The organism is Mesorhizobium sp. WSM3224 (assembly GCF_000427725.1).
Lineage (GTDB): Bacteria > Pseudomonadota > Alphaproteobacteria > Rhizobiales > Rhizobiaceae > Mesorhizobium.
In genome coordinates this window covers 39,991-55,858 of sequence record NZ_ATYO01000029.1, presented here as the reverse complement: position 1 = coordinate 55,858, position 15,868 = coordinate 39,991, and the positions used below count along the sequence as shown (strand labels likewise).

Genomic DNA, 15,868 nt, shown 5'->3' with positions numbered 1-15,868 from the left:
ACGGCGGTCGGGCACGATGTGTCGCAGAATTGCGACAGTCGTAAGTTGATTCGAGGGATCAGTGAGGCCTGTGAACATCCAGGCGGTTGAGCTTGCGGTGAAGCGTGGCGCGGCTGATGCCGAGCGCCTGGGCCGCGGCCGAGACATTTCCGTCTGCCCGCGCCAGCGCCCGCTGCAGGACACCGCGCTCCGCCTCTGCGAGGACTTCAGGACGGTTCTCCGCCCAGCCGAGCAGATCGCGCGCAGGCATCGGCTTGTCGAGACATTGTTGCGTAAGTCCAAGCGCCAGGCGAGCCGAACGGGTGGCGCCCACCACGAGGTCGTCGGCGTCAACGGCGATCAGCGCGCCGGAACCTTTGTCGGCGACCGGCGCCAGCAGAATTCGCGCCCTGGGGAACGCAATCTTGAAATTTTCCGCTTCGATCCGACGCGCCGCGTCGATTACGGCCACCGAAATGAGATTGGCGAAGGCTTCCGTGAGATCTGCTCGACAGGAAGACACGTCAAGCGCAGCCGCAAGATGGCCCTGGTGATCGTAAATCGGTGCGGTGGTACAGCTCAAATCTGTGTTGCGCGTGTGGAAATGCTGATCGCGATGGATCGTCAGCGCCCGCTGTTCGACCAGACAAGTGCCGATCCCATTGGTGCCCTGGCTTTCCTCATTCCAGACAAAGCCAGTCCACAAACCCCAGGAATGAAACGTTTCGTCATCCACGGGCGCGCCACGCCGTTCGACCGGTACGCCGTCGCGATCGGCGAGCAAGACGCAGCATCCGACCCCGCCAACCGCAAGGTAGAGCCGGTCGAGGCTCGACTGGGCAGCTCGGATGAGCGGCTCAATGCGTTGCCGCGCCTGCCCCAGCTCCGGCTCCGTCAAATAGCGGGCCGGGCTGCAATCGGCTGGATTGAGCCGGTGGAGATTCGAAGATCGTCGCCAGGAGGCAACCAGCGCGGACTTTGCCGCCGCATCCGAAGCAATCGCGGCCTCAACGCGGTCGGCATGATGGCCGAACAAATTCTCGCCCATGCTTATCCTCCCAAGCCCTGTCGGTCTTTCGGTTTCTGATCCGGACCGCTTCAGGGCTGTGTCGTTCCCGCGCCAGTTTCTGCGTTCAATCGGCGCACTCGTCAATTCGACAGAAGACCGAGGAATGTTTTCCATCCGCGCGTCACCGCGACGTTTTGGGTCGACCGTTGGACCTCTTCGGCGGGTACATCGTCGCAAGCATTCCCCATCGCTTCACCCCACATCTACGGGTGCCAAATTGGATGTTCATTGATCGAGAGCAAAGACGATCACAAAAAGGGGCAGTGGTGCCCGCCAATTGCGATGGATCAAAGTTCGATCCTTCATCACCGGATAGATCGATGACGCCTGATCTTGACACCGGCCGGTCATGAACCGGTGGCAGCCTCGATGCGTTGTACTGCAGCCGGATCGGTTTAAACCAGCGAAGGAGTCGGAAATGACCGAGCGTGCCAGCACCAATCGCTTGTCCGCACAGGAACTGCACGACATCGACGCCTACTGGCGTGCCGCCAACTACCTGACGATCGGGCAGATCTATCTGCTCGACAATCCGCTGCTTCGCGAGCCGCTTCGGCTGGAGCACGTCAAGCCCAGGCTGCTTGGCCATTGGGGAACTTCACCAGGGGTTAGCTTCATCTACGCGCATCTCAATCGCGCAATCCGATCGCGCGACGCCAATGTCATCTACATCTGCGGTCCGGGCCATGGCGGGCCTGCCATGGTCGCGAACAGCTACCTCGAAGGCACCTACAGCGAGATCAATCCGGATATTTCTCTGGATGAGTCCGGAATGAAAAAGCTCTTCCGGCAGTTTTCCTTTCCGGGCGGCATCCCAAGCCATGCTGCCCCTGACGTGCCCGGCTCGATCCATGAAGGCGGCGAGCTCGGCTACGCGCTCTCGCATGCCTACGGCGCGGCCTTCGACAACCCGGATCTGATCGTCGCCTGCGTCATTGGCGACGGCGAGGCGGAAACCGGGCCGCTCGCCACCTCCTGGCATTCCAACAAGTTCCTCAACCCGGCATCCGACGGCGCGGTGCTGCCGATCCTCCACCTCAACGGCTACAAGATCGCCAATCCGACCATTCTGGCCCGAATCCCCGAGGAAGAGCTGCGTGCGCTGTTCATCGGCTATGGCTACGAGCCGCTGTTCGTCGAGGGCGACGATCCTGCCTTGATGCATGAGCGGATGGCTGTCGTGCTCGACGATGCGCTCGACCGCATCAAGGCGATTCAGGACACGGCCCGCAACGGCGTGAAGACGGCGCACTCGCGTCCGAAATGGCCGATGATCGTGCTGCGAAGCCCGAAGGGCTGGACCGGCCCCAAGGAGGTCGACGGGCTGAAGACCGAGGGCTTCTGGCGCGCCCATCAGGTTCCGCTCTCCGGCCTCGCCGAAAACCCTGCGCACCTGAAGATGCTCGAGGAATGGCTGAGGAGCTACCGGCCCGAGAAGCTGTTCGATGCCGCCGGCGCTCCCGCGGCCGCGGTCCGCGCCACCGCGCCGGAAGGCGACAGCCGCATGGGCGCCAATCCGCACGCGAATGGAGGCCTGCTGCGCCGAGCTCTCGAACTGCCCGCCCTGGATGAGCACGCCGTCCCGGTTGAGCAGCCCGGTGGCGTGAAAGCGGAGTCCACCCGTATCATGGGCAAATTCCTGCGCGACGTCATGGCTTTGAATCAAGGCGCCCGGAACTTCCGCATCGTTGGCCCGGACGAGACGGCTTCGAACCGGTTGCAGGATGTCTTCGAGGTGACCGAGCGCGCCTGGATGGAAAAGATCCTGCCCGAGGATGTGCATTTGGGCAAAGAGGGCAGGGTTCTGGAAATTCTATCCGAGCACACCTGCCAGGGTTGGCTGGAGGGTTACCTGCTTACCGGGCGCCACGGCTTCTTCTCCTGCTACGAAGCCTTCACGCACATTGTTGATTCCATGTTCAACCAGCATGCGAAATGGCTGGACGCCTGTCGCAAGCTCGCTTGGCGGCGACCGATCGCTTCGCTGAACTATCTGTTGTCCAGCCATGTCTGGCAGCAGGAGCACAATGGCTTCAGCCATCAGGATCCAGGCTTCATCGACGTGGCCTTGAACAAGAAGGCGGACGTCGTGCGCGTCTATCTGCCGGCGGATGCCAACAGCCTGCTTTGCGTGACCGATCATGTGCTGCGGACATGGAACCGCATCAACGTGATCGTTGCCGGCAAGGCCAATTCCTGGCAGTGGCTGTCCATCGAAGAGGCGAAAATCCACTGCAATGCCGGCATCGGCATATGGGAGTGGGCGTCGACAGATCGCGGGACCGAGCCGGATGTGATCATGGCCTGCGCCGGCGACGTGCCGACGCTTGAGACGCTGGCCGCCGTTCAAATCCTGAAGCGCCAAGTTCCCGACCTCAAGATCAGGGTGGTCAATATCGTCGACCTGATGACCCTGCAGCCAAAGGAGCACCACCCGCACGGCCTGTCGGATCGCGAGTTCGACGCGCTTTTCACTACGGATAAGCCCGTCATTTTCGCCTATCACGGCTATCCGTGGACCATCCACCGCCTGACCTATCGGCGGACCAACCACGACAACATCCATGTGCGCGGCTACAATGAGGAAGGGACGACGACGACGCCCTTCGACATGACCGTGCTGAATGGGCTCGACCGCTACCATCTCGTGCTCGGCGTGCTCGACCGCATTCCCGAACCGGTTGGTGCGCATATCCAGCTGAAACAGGCCATGGAAGGGAAGCTGATCGAGCACCGGGCCTATGTCCGCGAGCACGGGCAGGATATGCCCGAGATCCTCGGCTGGAAATGGGAGCGGTAGTCGATGACGAAGAGCCAGGCTAAGAGGATCGCGCCCGCAAAGGCGGCTGGGACCGGGCGGCATGACCGATGAATTTCTCGTTCTCAATGGCGGCTCATCAAGCCTGAAGTTCGCCGTCTTTCAAGCGCGCGACGAACTTCATCTGCTGGCGCGTGGCAGCGTCTCGTCAATCGGCGAGCGGCCCCGACTCCACGTCGCGCCCACGGCAACAACGCCGCCGTTCGACAGGAGCCTTGGCGAGCAAGCGATCTCCATCGGCAAGGCATTCGAAGCCGTTGCGTCCTATCTGGCGGACCGCGGCCTGTTGCGCGGGGTGCGCCGGGTCGGGCATCGCATCGTACATGGCGGTCGGGAGTTTGCCCGCGCAACGTTGCTCGACGAGCGTACGCTCGCTGCCTTGCGCAGACTTGAGCCGCTCGCCCCGATCCATCAGGCGATCAACCTGGAGTTGGTCGACCTGGCCAACCGCCTTCTGCCTGGCGCCATCCAGGTCGGCTGCTTCGATACAGCCTTTCACGCGAGGCAGCCCGAACTCGCAAGGCTTTATGGCCTGCCGCATGAGATGTCGGAGCAAGGCATCGTGTCCTATGGTTTCCATGGGCTCTCCTACAGCCATGTCGCCAGTCAGCTCCGCAAGCGTTACGGGGTCGCCGCCGGAGGCCGAACGATCGTCGCCCATCTCGGCAGCGGTGCGAGCCTGTGCGCGATGAAGGCAGGCGCAAGCCACGCCACCACCATGGGTTTCTCGACGCTTGACGGCCTGGTCATGAGCACGCGTTGCGGCGCCATCGATCCCGGCGTCCTCCTGCATCTCCTGCAGGACCGCAAGCTGTCGTCGGATGAACTTGCCGACCTGCTGTACGAGCGATCCGGCCTGCTGGGGGTATCAGGCATCTCCGGGAACATGCAGACGCTGCTTGCATCGAAAGACCCGGCGGCGGTGCGCGCCGTCGATCTTTTCGTCTACCGTGTCGGACGTGAGATCGGATCACTTGCTGCGGCGATAGGCGGGCTCGACACCCTCGTGTTCACCGCAGGCATCGGCGAGAATGCGCCTGTGATCCGGCGGCGAATATGCGAGGCTGCCGCATGGCTGGGCGTCGCCATGGATGACGGTTTGAATTGCAGTGGCGAAGACCTTGTGAGTGCCACGAATTCCCGTGTCGATGTACTTATCATCCCGGCCGACGAAGAACGCGCGGTGGCCACTGAACTGCTCAGCTTCGAAAGGGTTTGAACCGCACAACCGCCCGCCTGTTGGTGGAACGCCCTTCACATGCCAGAGTTGTCAATTGAGCTGGATGGTCGGTCCCTCAGGGTGCAGCCATTTGCCGGCCCGCGACCAGTCTCCATGACCCTGGTAGCGGGCTCCCGTACGGCTAGAAATGGCACGGTCTTAAATCGCCAACTTGGCACCGAGCTTCCGCTGAACCAGGACGAGCGTCGGGTCGTCGGAGTCCGTTGTGACGGTGAAGCCCATCTCGCGTTCAAGTTCGATCGCGGCGCGGTTTTCGCGGCTCTCGATCGACTCGATCGTCTTGATGCCGTGGTCGTCGGCATAGCGCGCGACATAGCCGAGAAATTCCCAGCTGATGCCGAGATGCTTATGATCCTCGCGAATGCAGATGGCGACTTCGCCACGCCGGTCGGCCGGATCGCTGGCAAGCATCGCCACCGCGATGAGCATTCCCTCGGTCGAGAAGGCGAGAAAATTATGGACGTGCGGATCGTCGGAGCGGGTCATCGCCACAAGCCGCTCATGCGAAACTTCCCTCACTGCCCCGAGGAATCGGAAGCGCAGGTCCTCCGGTGTCACATGGGTGAAGAACTCGGCAACGATCGGCTCATCATCAGGGCGTGCACGACGCACTTCGAAGCGAAATCCGGTGTGAGTCGTAAGCGTGGTTTTCATTTCCGCCCCTTTCAGGATTGATGCGCGGGATTGGCTCGGTTGGCCTCATTCTCCCATTGCCAGCAGCGTATCGCGCTTGAGGATTTCGATGCTGCGCAGGCTGAGCAAGCGGATCACGCCTTTCTCCTTCAGGCGGGTGAAGACTCGCGAGACGGTTTCGATGGTGAGGCCGAGATAGTCGCCGATGTCGTTCCGCGACATTGGCAATTCCACCTGCCGCAAGCCGCCCTGGCGCTCCGACATTTCGACGAGGAATGCCGCGACGCGCTCGATGGCGTTCTGGCAGCCAAGCACCAGGAGATGTTCTTGCGCCCGGGTCAGCCCCCTGAGCGCGAGGGGCAGGAGTTGGCGCGACATGTCCGTGCCCGATGGGGTGCGAAAGACCCGCACACCGGTTGCGTTGATCGCTTCGGCGAAGAAGTGATGGGTGGCGTCGGCCGCGAAACCAAAGGTTTCTCCCGCGAGATGGAACGCGCTTATCTGTCTGCGGCCGTCGGCGAGCAGGCGGTATATGCGGACCGCGCCGAATTCGACCTGGTAGAGGGCGCCCGCCTTTTCACCCTGGGCATATATTTCGGTGCCTGCCGAGAAGAAGCTGACCGGCGTTGCCGGCCCTTCGAAGACGGGCGCAGGGCTCTGATGAGGGAGATAGGACGGCAGTTCGATCTTGGCGGAGGCTTGAGCGTACATGGCTGTGGTCCCGGTGAATTCGTGACAACAGCAATCGCGCAAATCCCGCCATGCCGAAATTCGGTTATGTCCCTACGGGAAACTACTTAGAGCAAGCCCGAAATCATCCGATCGAGCCACTTGGTCGATGCGATTGACCGCGATCAAGGCCGGCATGAACTTGTTCGGCAACTATCTGGTCAGAACCAACCGAGGGAATCTGGCCATGACATCCGATATGATTGAAATCTGGGCTGGGATGTTGCCTATCTTGCCGCCGCGGGCCTTTATTTCTCTGCTGGGAGGCACGGCTATGTTCCAGCGAGCCGTGGCTTCGGTCGTCACGCCCGGCCGTACCCGGTCAAGATCAGGCACCCGCGATAGTGAACCCGTCAGGCGCTGGACGATTTGCGGATGGGCAGGCTGAGCGGCGCCGCTGTTCTGATCCCATGATGCCGCCGCTAAGTTGGCGCCACCCAGTTTGATTTGGCGCAAGGACCGCGGGTGACTGTGGGAGCAGCGTGCATCGGGAGTGTAAGCGCTTGTGCTGCCACACCGATGGAGGATCACCATGAAGACCGTTTCCAAGCTGGGAATTGCCACCGCAATGCTCATGGCCGGCAGTACCGGTTCAGTCTGGGCTGCTTCGCTTGTCCAGGTCTCTCTTTGGGACAAGGGCGCGAGTACGGAGATGCCAATGGGGCTCGCCTATGCGGCGCCAGGACTGGATCTCACCAAGGCAACTATGGGCATCAATGTCTTGCCCGCTGCAGTGAAGGCCGGAAAGGTCACCTTCAAGGTCAAGAATGGTTCCAAGGATACAATTCACGAGATGATCGTGATGTTTCTTGCCGACTCGAAAAAGTCACTCCCTTACATTGACGCCGAGAATCGGGTCGACGAAGACAAGGCTGGCGACAAGGGGGAGGTTTCGGAACTTGATCCGGGCAAATCAGGCGCTTTGACCGTCGATCTGAAAGCCGGAAAATACCTGCTCATCTGTAACGTGCCAGGTCACTATGGTGCCGGCATGTGGGCCGAATTTACCGTCGATCCATAGGCGGTTGGTCGGCTGAATCTGTGACTGTCGCAGCTTGAGCTTGCCGGGATCGACAGTTTGCCAAAATTTGAGCACCGCAACGAGACAAATGGCTCCGGCATTTGTTTGCCGCGGCGGCAATTGCCGGCGCGACTCCGAGTCAGCGCCTCAAAGCCCTCGCTGACCGAGCACGCGCATCTGCCCGATCCATTTCGCCCGCTTTGCGTCGCTGGCGCCCGCCGCCATGCCGAACAAGGTTTCTCGCACCGGCTTGACGCCGACGAAATTGAGGATGCCCCGCCGCATGCCGGCGATGCCGTGACTGAGGAACCAGATCCGGTAGACGGGCGCAGACATTCCCATCGTCACCACGAGGCGCGCAGAGCGTCCGCGCAGCAAGGATACGGCAAAACCCTCACCCTTTTGCGGGTAGGCGAACGCCGTGCCCGGCCGCATCACCTGCTCGAGGAAAGCTTTGAGCAGGGCCGGCATCGTGCCCAGCCAAAGCGGGAAGACAAAGACCAGATGCTCTGCCCAGACCACCGCCTCGGCCGCTTCTTGCAGACTGGCCGGAATGGTTCCGTGCTCGAACTCCTGCGTTGTCCGAAGCATCGGAAAGTTGAGCAACGCCAGGTCGATCTCGCGCACGGTGTGGCCCGCGCGTTCCGCGCTTTCAGCATATGCGGAAGCCAAGGCCCGGCAGAGTCGGTCGGGAGATGGGTCGGGATGGCCGACGAGAACAAGTATGCGGCGCGACATGGCTCCCTCCGGCCAACTGCGAGAGACGGGCTATGGCTGCTCGACCCGAGCCACCTGATAAGTGTGCATGGCCCCGTTGCGCCTGATGGAGACGTACTCGCCGGTGACGAAGCGCTCCTCGCCGAGATGAAAGCCGATCTCGTCGTCACGGTCGCCCTCGGCGTAGTCGAAATACCATTGGCCGCCTGGCTTGCGGCGCAAGCGACCGACAAGATCGTCTTCGCCGGTACGGAAGCGGCGCACACGACAGAAGGCCTTGTGCGATTTCCATTCCTCGGCATCAAGCCGTCCCTCGTCGGTGAGTGGAACCAGCACATCGTAGCCTTCTTCGCGGTCTCCTTCCGGATGACCCTTCTCGCGAGCCAGAAGCAGGCGGATGTTCCTGAATTTCGGGGTGAGGTCGTGCAAAGTGGTCATGGCAAACTCCTTCGAGGCCATTCCTATCGCGGTGACCGAACGTGACCTTGACCAGGATCAAACGAGTCTCCGCTTGGCGAGAGGCTCAGCTGAGGTCGGGCAGCAGATACCCGCGAACCCAGCTAACGATCTGGCTGGTGCTCATCGCCCCCGATGTGCGCGCGATTTCGCGCTGGCGGTGAAACAATATCATCGTGGGGATGCTGCGAATTCCCAATCTCGCCGAGATGGCCTGCTCCTTGTCGGAATTCAGCTTGACCAGCCGAATGTGAGGCTCAAGCGCCTTGGCGGCGGCTTCATAGGCCGGTGCCATCGTCTTGCAGGGACCGCACCATGGGGCCCAGACGTCGACGAGGACGGGCAGGCTGCCGCGTCCAATCTGACGATCGAAATTCGCCGCATCAATGTCCTGCGGGAGCCCTGAAAACAGCAGGGCGCCGCACTTTCCGCATTTGGCGTCGGCGCTGTTGCGGACGAGTGGCAGGCGATTGACCACGCCGCATTTGGTGCAAACCACCAGATTCTCCTGCGTCATGACCTTTCAGTTCTCCTAGTTCCGATTGTGTTTCAAACGCCCGTCGCCAAGCGCACGCAGCGCATTGAGGATGACGGCGACGTCTATGCCCTCTTGAAGAATTGCTCCCGCCACCGGCGTTATGTACCCCATGGCGGCCGCGATCATCGCGGCGCCCGAGAGCGCCAGCCCGACGATGATGCTCTGCAGAGCGATCCCGCGCGTGCGCCTGGAGATTCGCAATGCTTCCGCGACAGGCTGCAGCCTGTCGGTCAGCACAACTACGTCCGCCGCCTCCGACGAAGCCGTCCCGCCACGAGCCCCCATAGCAATGCCCACGGTCGCCGCGGCAAGGGCAGGGGCGTCGTTGATGCCGTCACCCACCATCATCGTCGGCGCCTTGGCCTTCTCGGCCTCGACTGTCGCGACCTTTTCGGCAGGCGTGGCATCGGCAAAGAACTCATCGAGCTGAAGCGAAGCGGAGACCTTTTCGGCTGCCGTGCCATCGTCGCCGGTGAGCATTACAATCCGCGCGACCCCCGCTGAACGCAGAACCCCGAGAGTGTCGGGAGCATCCTCGCGTATGGCGTCTCCGAATGTGAAAATACCGGTAAGCTGGCCATCGATAGCCAGAAACACCCTGAGTACTTGCGCGTTGCGATGCCGTTCCTCTCCACTTTCCGCCCACTTCGGCAGCGGTCTGTTCCCAATGACGAGCGATCTCGACCCTGCCGCGACCGACATCCGATCTACCTGACCCTTCAGGCCTTCTCCACGATGTTCGCGAACATCATGAGGTTGAGAAAGCGTCAGGTTTCTATGGCGAGCGATGCGGACAATCGAATCCGCAAGAATATGATGCGAAGCTTGTTCGAGCGAGGCCAGCAGGCGCAGCAGCTCATCGGCTTGCTGGCCCGGAGCGACGTCGATCTCGATCAGTTCGGTGCCGCCGAGAGTCAAGGTTCCGGTCTTGTCGAAGATCGCGGTGCGTGTCTGGGCGAGCGCCTCGATCGCGGCGCTGCCCTTCATCAGGATGCCGGCGTGGGCGGCGCGCGACACACCGCCGATGAATGCAACGGGGGCCGCGAGGATCAGCGGACAGGGCGTTGCGACCACCAGAACGGCGAGGGCGCGGATCGGATCATTGGAAAGATACCAGGCGATGCCGGCGACCAGCAGAGTGGCCGGAAGCAGCAGCAGGGCGAAGCGATCGGCAATGCGTATGAACGGCGCCTTGGCGGTTTGCGCGGCAGCGACCATGCGCAGGATCGCGGCATAGGTGCTCTTGTCGGCGACAGCGGAAGCCCGCATGAAAAAGGCCTCGCCTGCATTGACCGTGCCGCTTCGCAATCCGTCGCCGGTGCGGCGCCGCTCCGGCAGGGGCTCTCCGGTGACGGTCGACTCATCGAGTTGGGCCGAAGCGTCGATGAGGATGCCGTCCACGGGCAGCAATTCGCCGGCGCGCACCAAAAGCTCGTCGCCGACCGTCACCTGATCGATCGGAACGGTCTCAGTGCCATGTGCGGATCTGCGATGCGCCACGCGCGGAGCCCTGTCGGTCAGAGCCCTCAGATTCCGCTCCGCTCGACCGCGCGCCAGATCTTCAAGCACTGTGCCGCCAGCGTACATGATGGCGACAACCACCGCCGCCAGAGCCTGCCCCAGCAGCAGTGCCGCCGACATTGAAACCAGCGCGATCGCGTCGACGCCGATCCGGCCGATCCAGAAATCCCGCAAGATGGAGATGGCGAGTGTGACAACGACGGGCAGGGTTGCCGCTGCCCAGATTGTGTCACGCGAGATGGGACCAATACCGCTGCGCCAGACGCCGAGCCCTAGCGCCAGACCGACAACGGCTGTGATCAGCAACGCACGCCGCAGCATGGATTCCTTCATGGCGGTCGTCAAAGTTCGCCGATCATTTCCCGCAGCAACAGCCGGACATCCTTTGCCGTTGCGGCAAGTTGCGGGTTGTCGATGGCTCCCATCGCCGCCATCGGATCGACAGCCGCCACCTCGACCTGTCCGGGAGCGGTCTCGGTCACAATCACGTTGCAAGGCAGCATGGCGCCGATCTTGTCCTCGGCCTGCAGCGCGCGCCATGCGAAATGCGGATTGCAGGCGCCGAGGATCATGTATGGCTTGAAGTCGACGCCTAGCTTGACCTTCATCGTGTGCTGGACATCGATCCTGGTCAGAATGCCGAAGCCCTTGCCGGCAAGCTTTTTGATTACATGTTCGATCGCCGCTGCGAACGGCATGTCGAGGCTTTTGCTGAAATAATAGCTCATCGGGTTCTCCTTCGACGGCGATCTTCGCCCGCAGAGACCGGTTGGGGTCGGCGTCGCCGTAGCTAGCCTTAAGGGATCGGATGACGCTTTGATCCAGCGCAATGAATGCCCGGTGCCATCGGCGAATGTGGCGGCAAGGAGTTTGCCGGGATGACAATCCGAAATCTTGAGTACGCGATCTCGCCGAAATCCGTCGTTGTCGTCGGCGCGACCGGGCGCGTTGGCTCAGTCGGTCGCGTTGTCTTCGACAACATCGTGAGCGGCGGCTTCGAGGGAGAGATTTGGCCGGTCAATCCCAAACATTCGCACGTGATCGGCCACCGCTGCTACAGCACGGTCGCCGATCTGCCGGGCGTTCCCGATCTGGCCGTGATCGTGACCCCTCCCGACACCGTTCCCGACATCGTGCGGGAACTGGCCGGGAAGGGAACACGAGCGGCCGTCGTCATAACGGCCGGACTCAACCAGGCGAACGGCTTGCGCCAGGCGATGCTCGACGCAGCCAAGCCCTCGCTTATGCGCATCATCGGGCCGAACACAGTCGGGTTGATGGTCCCTCCAGCAAAGCTCAACGCCAGTTTCGCACATATGGCGGCGAGGCCTGGGAATATCGCTCTGATCTCGCAGTCCGGCGCGATCGCCACATCGCTGATCGACTGGGCGGCCGAGAACAATGTCGGCTTTTCCCGGATCATTTCCCTCGGCGACATGGCGGACGTCGACGTCGGCGACTGCCTCGACATGCTGGCGGGCGATTTTCACACGCGAGCTATCGTGATGTATCTCGAAACCATACCCAATCCGCGCAAGTTCATGTCGGCCGCACGGGCGGCCGCGCGCCTCAAGCCGGTTATCGCAATCAAACCTGGCCGGCACGAACAGGCCGCCAGGGCGGCGGCGACACACACAGGCGCGCTTTCGGGTGCGGACAGGGTGGTGGGCGCCGCCTTGCGCAGGGCAGGGGTGTTGCGCGTGGATGATCTCGCCGAGTTGCTCGATGCGGCCGAGACGGTCGCGCGTCACGCTCCGCTCGAGCAGGCACATGTCGGTATCGTCACCAATGGCGGCGGCGCCGGTGTTCTTGCCGTCGACAAGCTCATCGATCGTGGATGCGAGTTGGCTGAACTTGCGCCATCGACGATCGAGCAGCTCGACCATGTGCTGCCGCCGACATGGTCGCACGCGAACCCGATCGACCTCGTCGGGGACGCGGCGCCGGAGCGCTACGGGGTGGCGCTCGAAGCCTTGGCGGCGGATCCGGGAACGGACGTTATCCTGGTGATGAACTGCCCCACCGGGCTTGGTTCTTCGGAAAACGCGGCAAGGAAGGTGGCCGCGCTTGGCGAAGTGGGCGAGATCGGAGGAAAACCGCTCCTTGCGTGCTGGCTCGGCGAACACACTGCGCGCGAGGGCCGGCGGATCCTGACGGAAGCCGGTATCGCCAGCTTCGAAACGCCGGAGGACGCCGCAGTCGCGGCTTCCTATCTCAGCGAATGGTCGCGGGCCCAGCGGGCGCTCCTGCGTACGCCTTCGAGCCAGGGCGACGACCGGGTCGACGGAAGAGCGTCGGTGCTCGCCATCTTCCAGCAAGTGGCAAGCGAGGGGCGGCGCATGCTGACGGAGCCGGAAGCGAAAGCGGCGATAGCCGCCTATGGCATCCCCGTGCCAAGAACCATTGTAGCTGGATCCATCACGGAGGTGGCGCGGGCAGCCGGCCACCTCCTCGAAAGTTCCGAAAAGGTGGTCGTCAAACTGCTGTCGAAGGCGGTTTCACACAAGTCGGATGTCGGCGGCGTGGTCCTCAACATTGCGACTGCCGAGAAGGCTGCGGAGGCCGCCCAGTCGATCGAGACGCGCCTGCGCACTCAGTCGCCGGAGGCCAAGGTGGACGGCTACACCGTACAGGCCATGGTCATGCGCGAGCATGCGCAGGAGCTCATTTTGGGCGTGAACCTGGACCCAATGTTCGGCCCGGTCATTCTGTTTGGCACCGGCGGCACAGCGGTTGAGGTTGTGAACGATACCGCGATCGCCCTGCCGCCGCTTGACGACGTGCTGGCCGGAGACGCGATCGACGCGACCAGAATAGGCCGCCTGCTTGCCGGCTATCGCGATCGCAAGCCTGCCGATCGAGTCGCGATGATCGCCGCGCTGAATGGCCTGTCGCAGATGATCGTCGACTTCCCTTGCCTGGTCTCCCTCGACATCAACCCGCTGCTGGCCGACGACGAAGGCATCATTGCGCTCGATGCCCGCATCGAAATCGACCCGCGGCGTGTGGAGGAACCGGCGCCGAACCCGGCCCTTTCCATTAGGCCCTATCCGTCAGGATGGGGCCGCGATCTTCTGTCGGAGGGCATGGCCTTTCACATCCGGCCGATCGTCCCGGCGGACGTAGCGCTCTATCCCGCGTTCATGGCGAAGATTTCCCCCGATGACCTGAGGCTGCGGTTCCTGTCACTGCGCAAGAACTTCCCGGACCAGATGCTGAAACGGCTCACGCAGCTCGACTACGATCGCGACATCGCCTTTGTCGCGCTTGAAAAGGACACGGGAGCGCTGGCGGGGATCGGTCGGCTTTCCTGCGATCCCGATCACAGTAGCGGCGAATTTGCGCTGCTCGTGCGATCGGACCTGCAGGGCCATGGCCTGGGATGGGATCTGCTGAACCAGGTAATCGACTATGCGAGGGCTGAACGCATCAGGCGCATCGAGGGCACGATCCTCAACGAAAATCGCAAGATGCTCGCAATGTGCCGGGAGTTTGGGTTCTCGATAGCCCGCCACCCCGGTGAAGCGGGTCTGTCCGTGGCGACCCTGGAGATCAGCCAAGCGCCCGCCAGCTCTATGATCCCGTCTTCCTGAGGCCGACTGCAGATGAAGCGGTGCCCTCAACCAGGGCCGCCATCTCGGCTGTGATTTCAGCTGCCTTGCGGTCCGCCTCGATCTTGCGCCAGATCAATGGACCGACATCGCGCTGCAATTGCCGCGACAGGATGTCGATCGTGGCATCGGACGGGCCGGCCTTGCGCTCGGTGACCCGGCGCCAAAGCACCGACGGATCAGCCGCTAGCCAAAATCCTGCAAACGGAACATCTGCCTCGCTCGCCGCGCGCTCGATCCTGTCGCGATCCTCCAGCTTGTCGAATACGGCATCGGCGACGACGGAGCCCCCTTCGGCAAGGATCAGCTCCGAACGCCAGGCGATCTGGCGATAGACGCGTTCCGACACGCCGGGCCGGTAGGCCTTGTCCGGCAGCTTCGTTTCGGCGGCCACGCCATGCATGGCCTTGCGGATGCGGTCGCTCTCGACGATCCTGGCCCCAGGCGGCGCGCCGATCTGCGGTGCAAGCGCTTCGGCGACCGTCGTCTTGCCCGAGCCGCTCAAACCGCCGATTGCGACGAGCCGAGTGGGTGTTTGGGCAAGCAGGGTTTGCGCGAGTTGGAAATAGGATCGCGCTTCGGCAATCAGCTTTGTGAAGTCCTGGCTGCCCTCCTCGACCTGCGTCGCGGTCACGTGGGCGCGCACCGCCGCCCGCACCGCCATGAAAAAAGACAGGAGAATGAAGCCGTCTTCGTCATCGGCGTCGTCGAGATAGCGATTCATCACCAGATTGGCGAATTGCGGAAAACCGCGATGCCACAGGTCCATCAACAGGAATGCGAGATCGTAGAGGACATCGACGGTGGCGATCTGGTCGTTGAACTCGATGCAATCGAACAGCCGAGGCTCGCTATCGAAGACGCAGATGTTGCGCAGATGCAGGTCGCCATGGCAGCGGCGGACACGGCCTGCCGCCTCCCGCCGGTCAAGCAGGCCGGCGTGGCGGGCGAGGGCGTCGCGAAACGCCGCGTTGAACGTTTCGATTTCCTTTCCGTCGAACACGTGGCTTGTCGCAAACCCGGCCGAATTGATTTCAAGCACGCCGCCGATGTTGGCCGATCCGCTGCCAGCATGGATTACTTCAGCGCTGCGGTGATATTGCGCAATCATGCGCGCCACGCTTATCATCAGCGAGGGTGACAACTTCCCCGCGGCGGCCATGCGATCGAAGAGGTTCGACTGATCGAAGCGAACCATCTCGATAACAGCGTCGACCAGTTCTCCCGATCCATCCATCGCAAGCCGATTTCCCGCACGCGTGATGCGGCGGACATTGAGATAGAGACCGGGTGCCGTTCTGGAATTCAACTCCACTTCCTTTTCGCACGCGGCGACCCGCAACTCCGGTGTCGAAAAATCGACATAAGGCAGCTTGACCGCGCGCTTCATTTTGAATGCGCGTTGCCCGATAAGGAATATCCGGGAAATATGGGTTTCGATCGTCTCGACGGGACCAGCCTCGCAATAGGTGGCAGGGTCCTTCAGCATCTCGACCACGACGTCTTGATTTTGAGCGATCATTGCGTGTGCCCCTT

Annotated in this window: 14 protein-coding genes; 5 read left to right on the top strand and 9 right to left on the bottom strand. The window is 62.2% G+C overall.

Annotated elements, in window-relative coordinates; all coding sequences use genetic code 11:
• Nucleotides 1-58: 58 nt before the first annotated feature.
• Nucleotides 59-1,027, bottom strand: coding sequence for a helix-turn-helix domain-containing protein (locus tag YU3_RS0128745; RefSeq protein ID WP_027169462.1), 969 nt, complete (start codon nt 1,025-1,027; stop codon nt 59-61).
• Between the two features lie 439 nt (nt 1,028-1,466).
• Here YU3_RS0128745 and YU3_RS0128740 point away from each other — a divergent pair, with 439 nt between their 5' ends.
• Both YU3_RS0128740 and YU3_RS0128735 read left to right on the top strand, forming a co-directional pair.
• Nucleotides 1,467-3,848, top strand: a complete 2,382-nt coding sequence (locus YU3_RS0128740) for a phosphoketolase family protein (RefSeq protein ID WP_027169461.1) — start codon at nt 1,467-1,469, stop codon at nt 3,846-3,848.
• A gap of 61 nt (nt 3,849-3,909) precedes the next feature.
• A complete protein-coding gene (locus tag YU3_RS0128735; RefSeq protein ID WP_027169460.1) occupies nt 3,910-5,085 on the top strand; it encodes an acetate/propionate family kinase in 1,176 nt (391 codons plus the stop codon).
• Between the two features lie 159 nt (nt 5,086-5,244).
• Here the strand turns inward: YU3_RS0128735 and YU3_RS0128730 are convergent, their stop codons facing one another.
• Complete coding sequence (locus YU3_RS0128730; protein ID WP_027169459.1) at nt 5,245-5,760, bottom strand: GNAT family N-acetyltransferase; 516 nt, start codon at nt 5,758-5,760, stop codon at nt 5,245-5,247.
• Nucleotides 5,761-5,805: 45 nt separating this feature from the next.
• On the bottom strand, nt 5,806-6,450 hold the full coding sequence (locus tag YU3_RS0128725; protein ID WP_027169458.1) for a helix-turn-helix domain-containing protein: 645 nt from the start codon (nt 6,448-6,450) through the stop codon (nt 5,806-5,808).
• Nucleotides 6,451-6,583: 133 nt separating this feature from the next.
• On the opposite strand from YU3_RS0128725, the gene YU3_RS41535 reads away from it, so the two are divergent.
• Both YU3_RS41535 and YU3_RS0128715 read left to right on the top strand, forming a co-directional pair.
• The gene (locus YU3_RS41535; RefSeq protein WP_156913628.1) at nt 6,584-6,856 is read left to right on the top strand and encodes a hypothetical protein; all 273 of its coding nucleotides are present in this window, start codon (nt 6,584-6,586) and stop codon (nt 6,854-6,856) included.
• A 144-nt stretch (nt 6,857-7,000) separates the two neighbouring features.
• Entirely contained in the window at nt 7,001-7,489 is a 489-nt protein-coding gene (locus YU3_RS0128715; protein WP_027169456.1) for a sulfocyanin-like copper-binding protein, read from the top strand.
• A gap of 147 nt (nt 7,490-7,636) precedes the next feature.
• Here the strand turns inward: YU3_RS0128715 and YU3_RS0128710 are convergent, their stop codons facing one another.
• The 5 genes from YU3_RS0128710 to YU3_RS0128690 form a co-directional block, all read right to left on the bottom strand.
• The gene (locus YU3_RS0128710) at nt 7,637-8,227 is read right to left on the bottom strand and encodes an NAD(P)H-dependent oxidoreductase (RefSeq protein ID WP_027169455.1); all 591 of its coding nucleotides are present in this window, start codon (nt 8,225-8,227) and stop codon (nt 7,637-7,639) included.
• 30 nt (nt 8,228-8,257) lie between these two features.
• Nucleotides 8,258-8,644 (bottom strand): hypothetical protein, encoded by a 387-nt coding sequence (locus YU3_RS0128705; RefSeq protein ID WP_051334116.1) that lies wholly within the window; start codon nt 8,642-8,644, stop codon nt 8,258-8,260.
• A gap of 85 nt (nt 8,645-8,729) precedes the next feature.
• Nucleotides 8,730-9,179 (bottom strand): thioredoxin TrxC, encoded by a 450-nt coding sequence (trxC, locus tag YU3_RS0128700; RefSeq protein WP_027169453.1) that lies wholly within the window; start codon nt 9,177-9,179, stop codon nt 8,730-8,732.
• 15 nt (nt 9,180-9,194) lie between these two features.
• Nucleotides 9,195-11,054 carry a heavy metal translocating P-type ATPase gene (locus YU3_RS0128695; protein ID WP_027169452.1) on the bottom strand — a complete coding sequence of 620 codons (1,860 nt, stop codon included), beginning with the start codon at nt 11,052-11,054 and terminating at the stop codon, nt 9,195-9,197.
• A gap of 8 nt (nt 11,055-11,062) precedes the next feature.
• The gene (locus tag YU3_RS0128690) at nt 11,063-11,449 is read right to left on the bottom strand and encodes a DUF302 domain-containing protein (RefSeq protein ID WP_027169451.1); all 387 of its coding nucleotides are present in this window, start codon (nt 11,447-11,449) and stop codon (nt 11,063-11,065) included.
• A 150-nt stretch (nt 11,450-11,599) separates the two neighbouring features.
• On the opposite strand from YU3_RS0128690, the gene YU3_RS0128685 reads away from it, so the two are divergent.
• Nucleotides 11,600-14,314 carry a bifunctional acetate--CoA ligase family protein/GNAT family N-acetyltransferase gene (locus YU3_RS0128685; RefSeq protein WP_027169450.1) on the top strand — a complete coding sequence of 905 codons (2,715 nt, stop codon included), beginning with the start codon at nt 11,600-11,602 and terminating at the stop codon, nt 14,312-14,314.
• Here the strand turns inward: YU3_RS0128685 and YU3_RS0128680 are convergent.
• Nucleotides 14,295-15,854 carry a bifunctional aminoglycoside phosphotransferase/ATP-binding protein gene (locus YU3_RS0128680; protein ID WP_027169449.1) on the bottom strand — a complete coding sequence of 520 codons (1,560 nt, stop codon included), beginning with the start codon at nt 15,852-15,854 and terminating at the stop codon, nt 14,295-14,297. The two genes, YU3_RS0128685 and YU3_RS0128680, sit on opposite strands and share 20 nt — an antisense overlap.
• Nucleotides 15,855-15,868 lie beyond the last annotated feature (14 nt).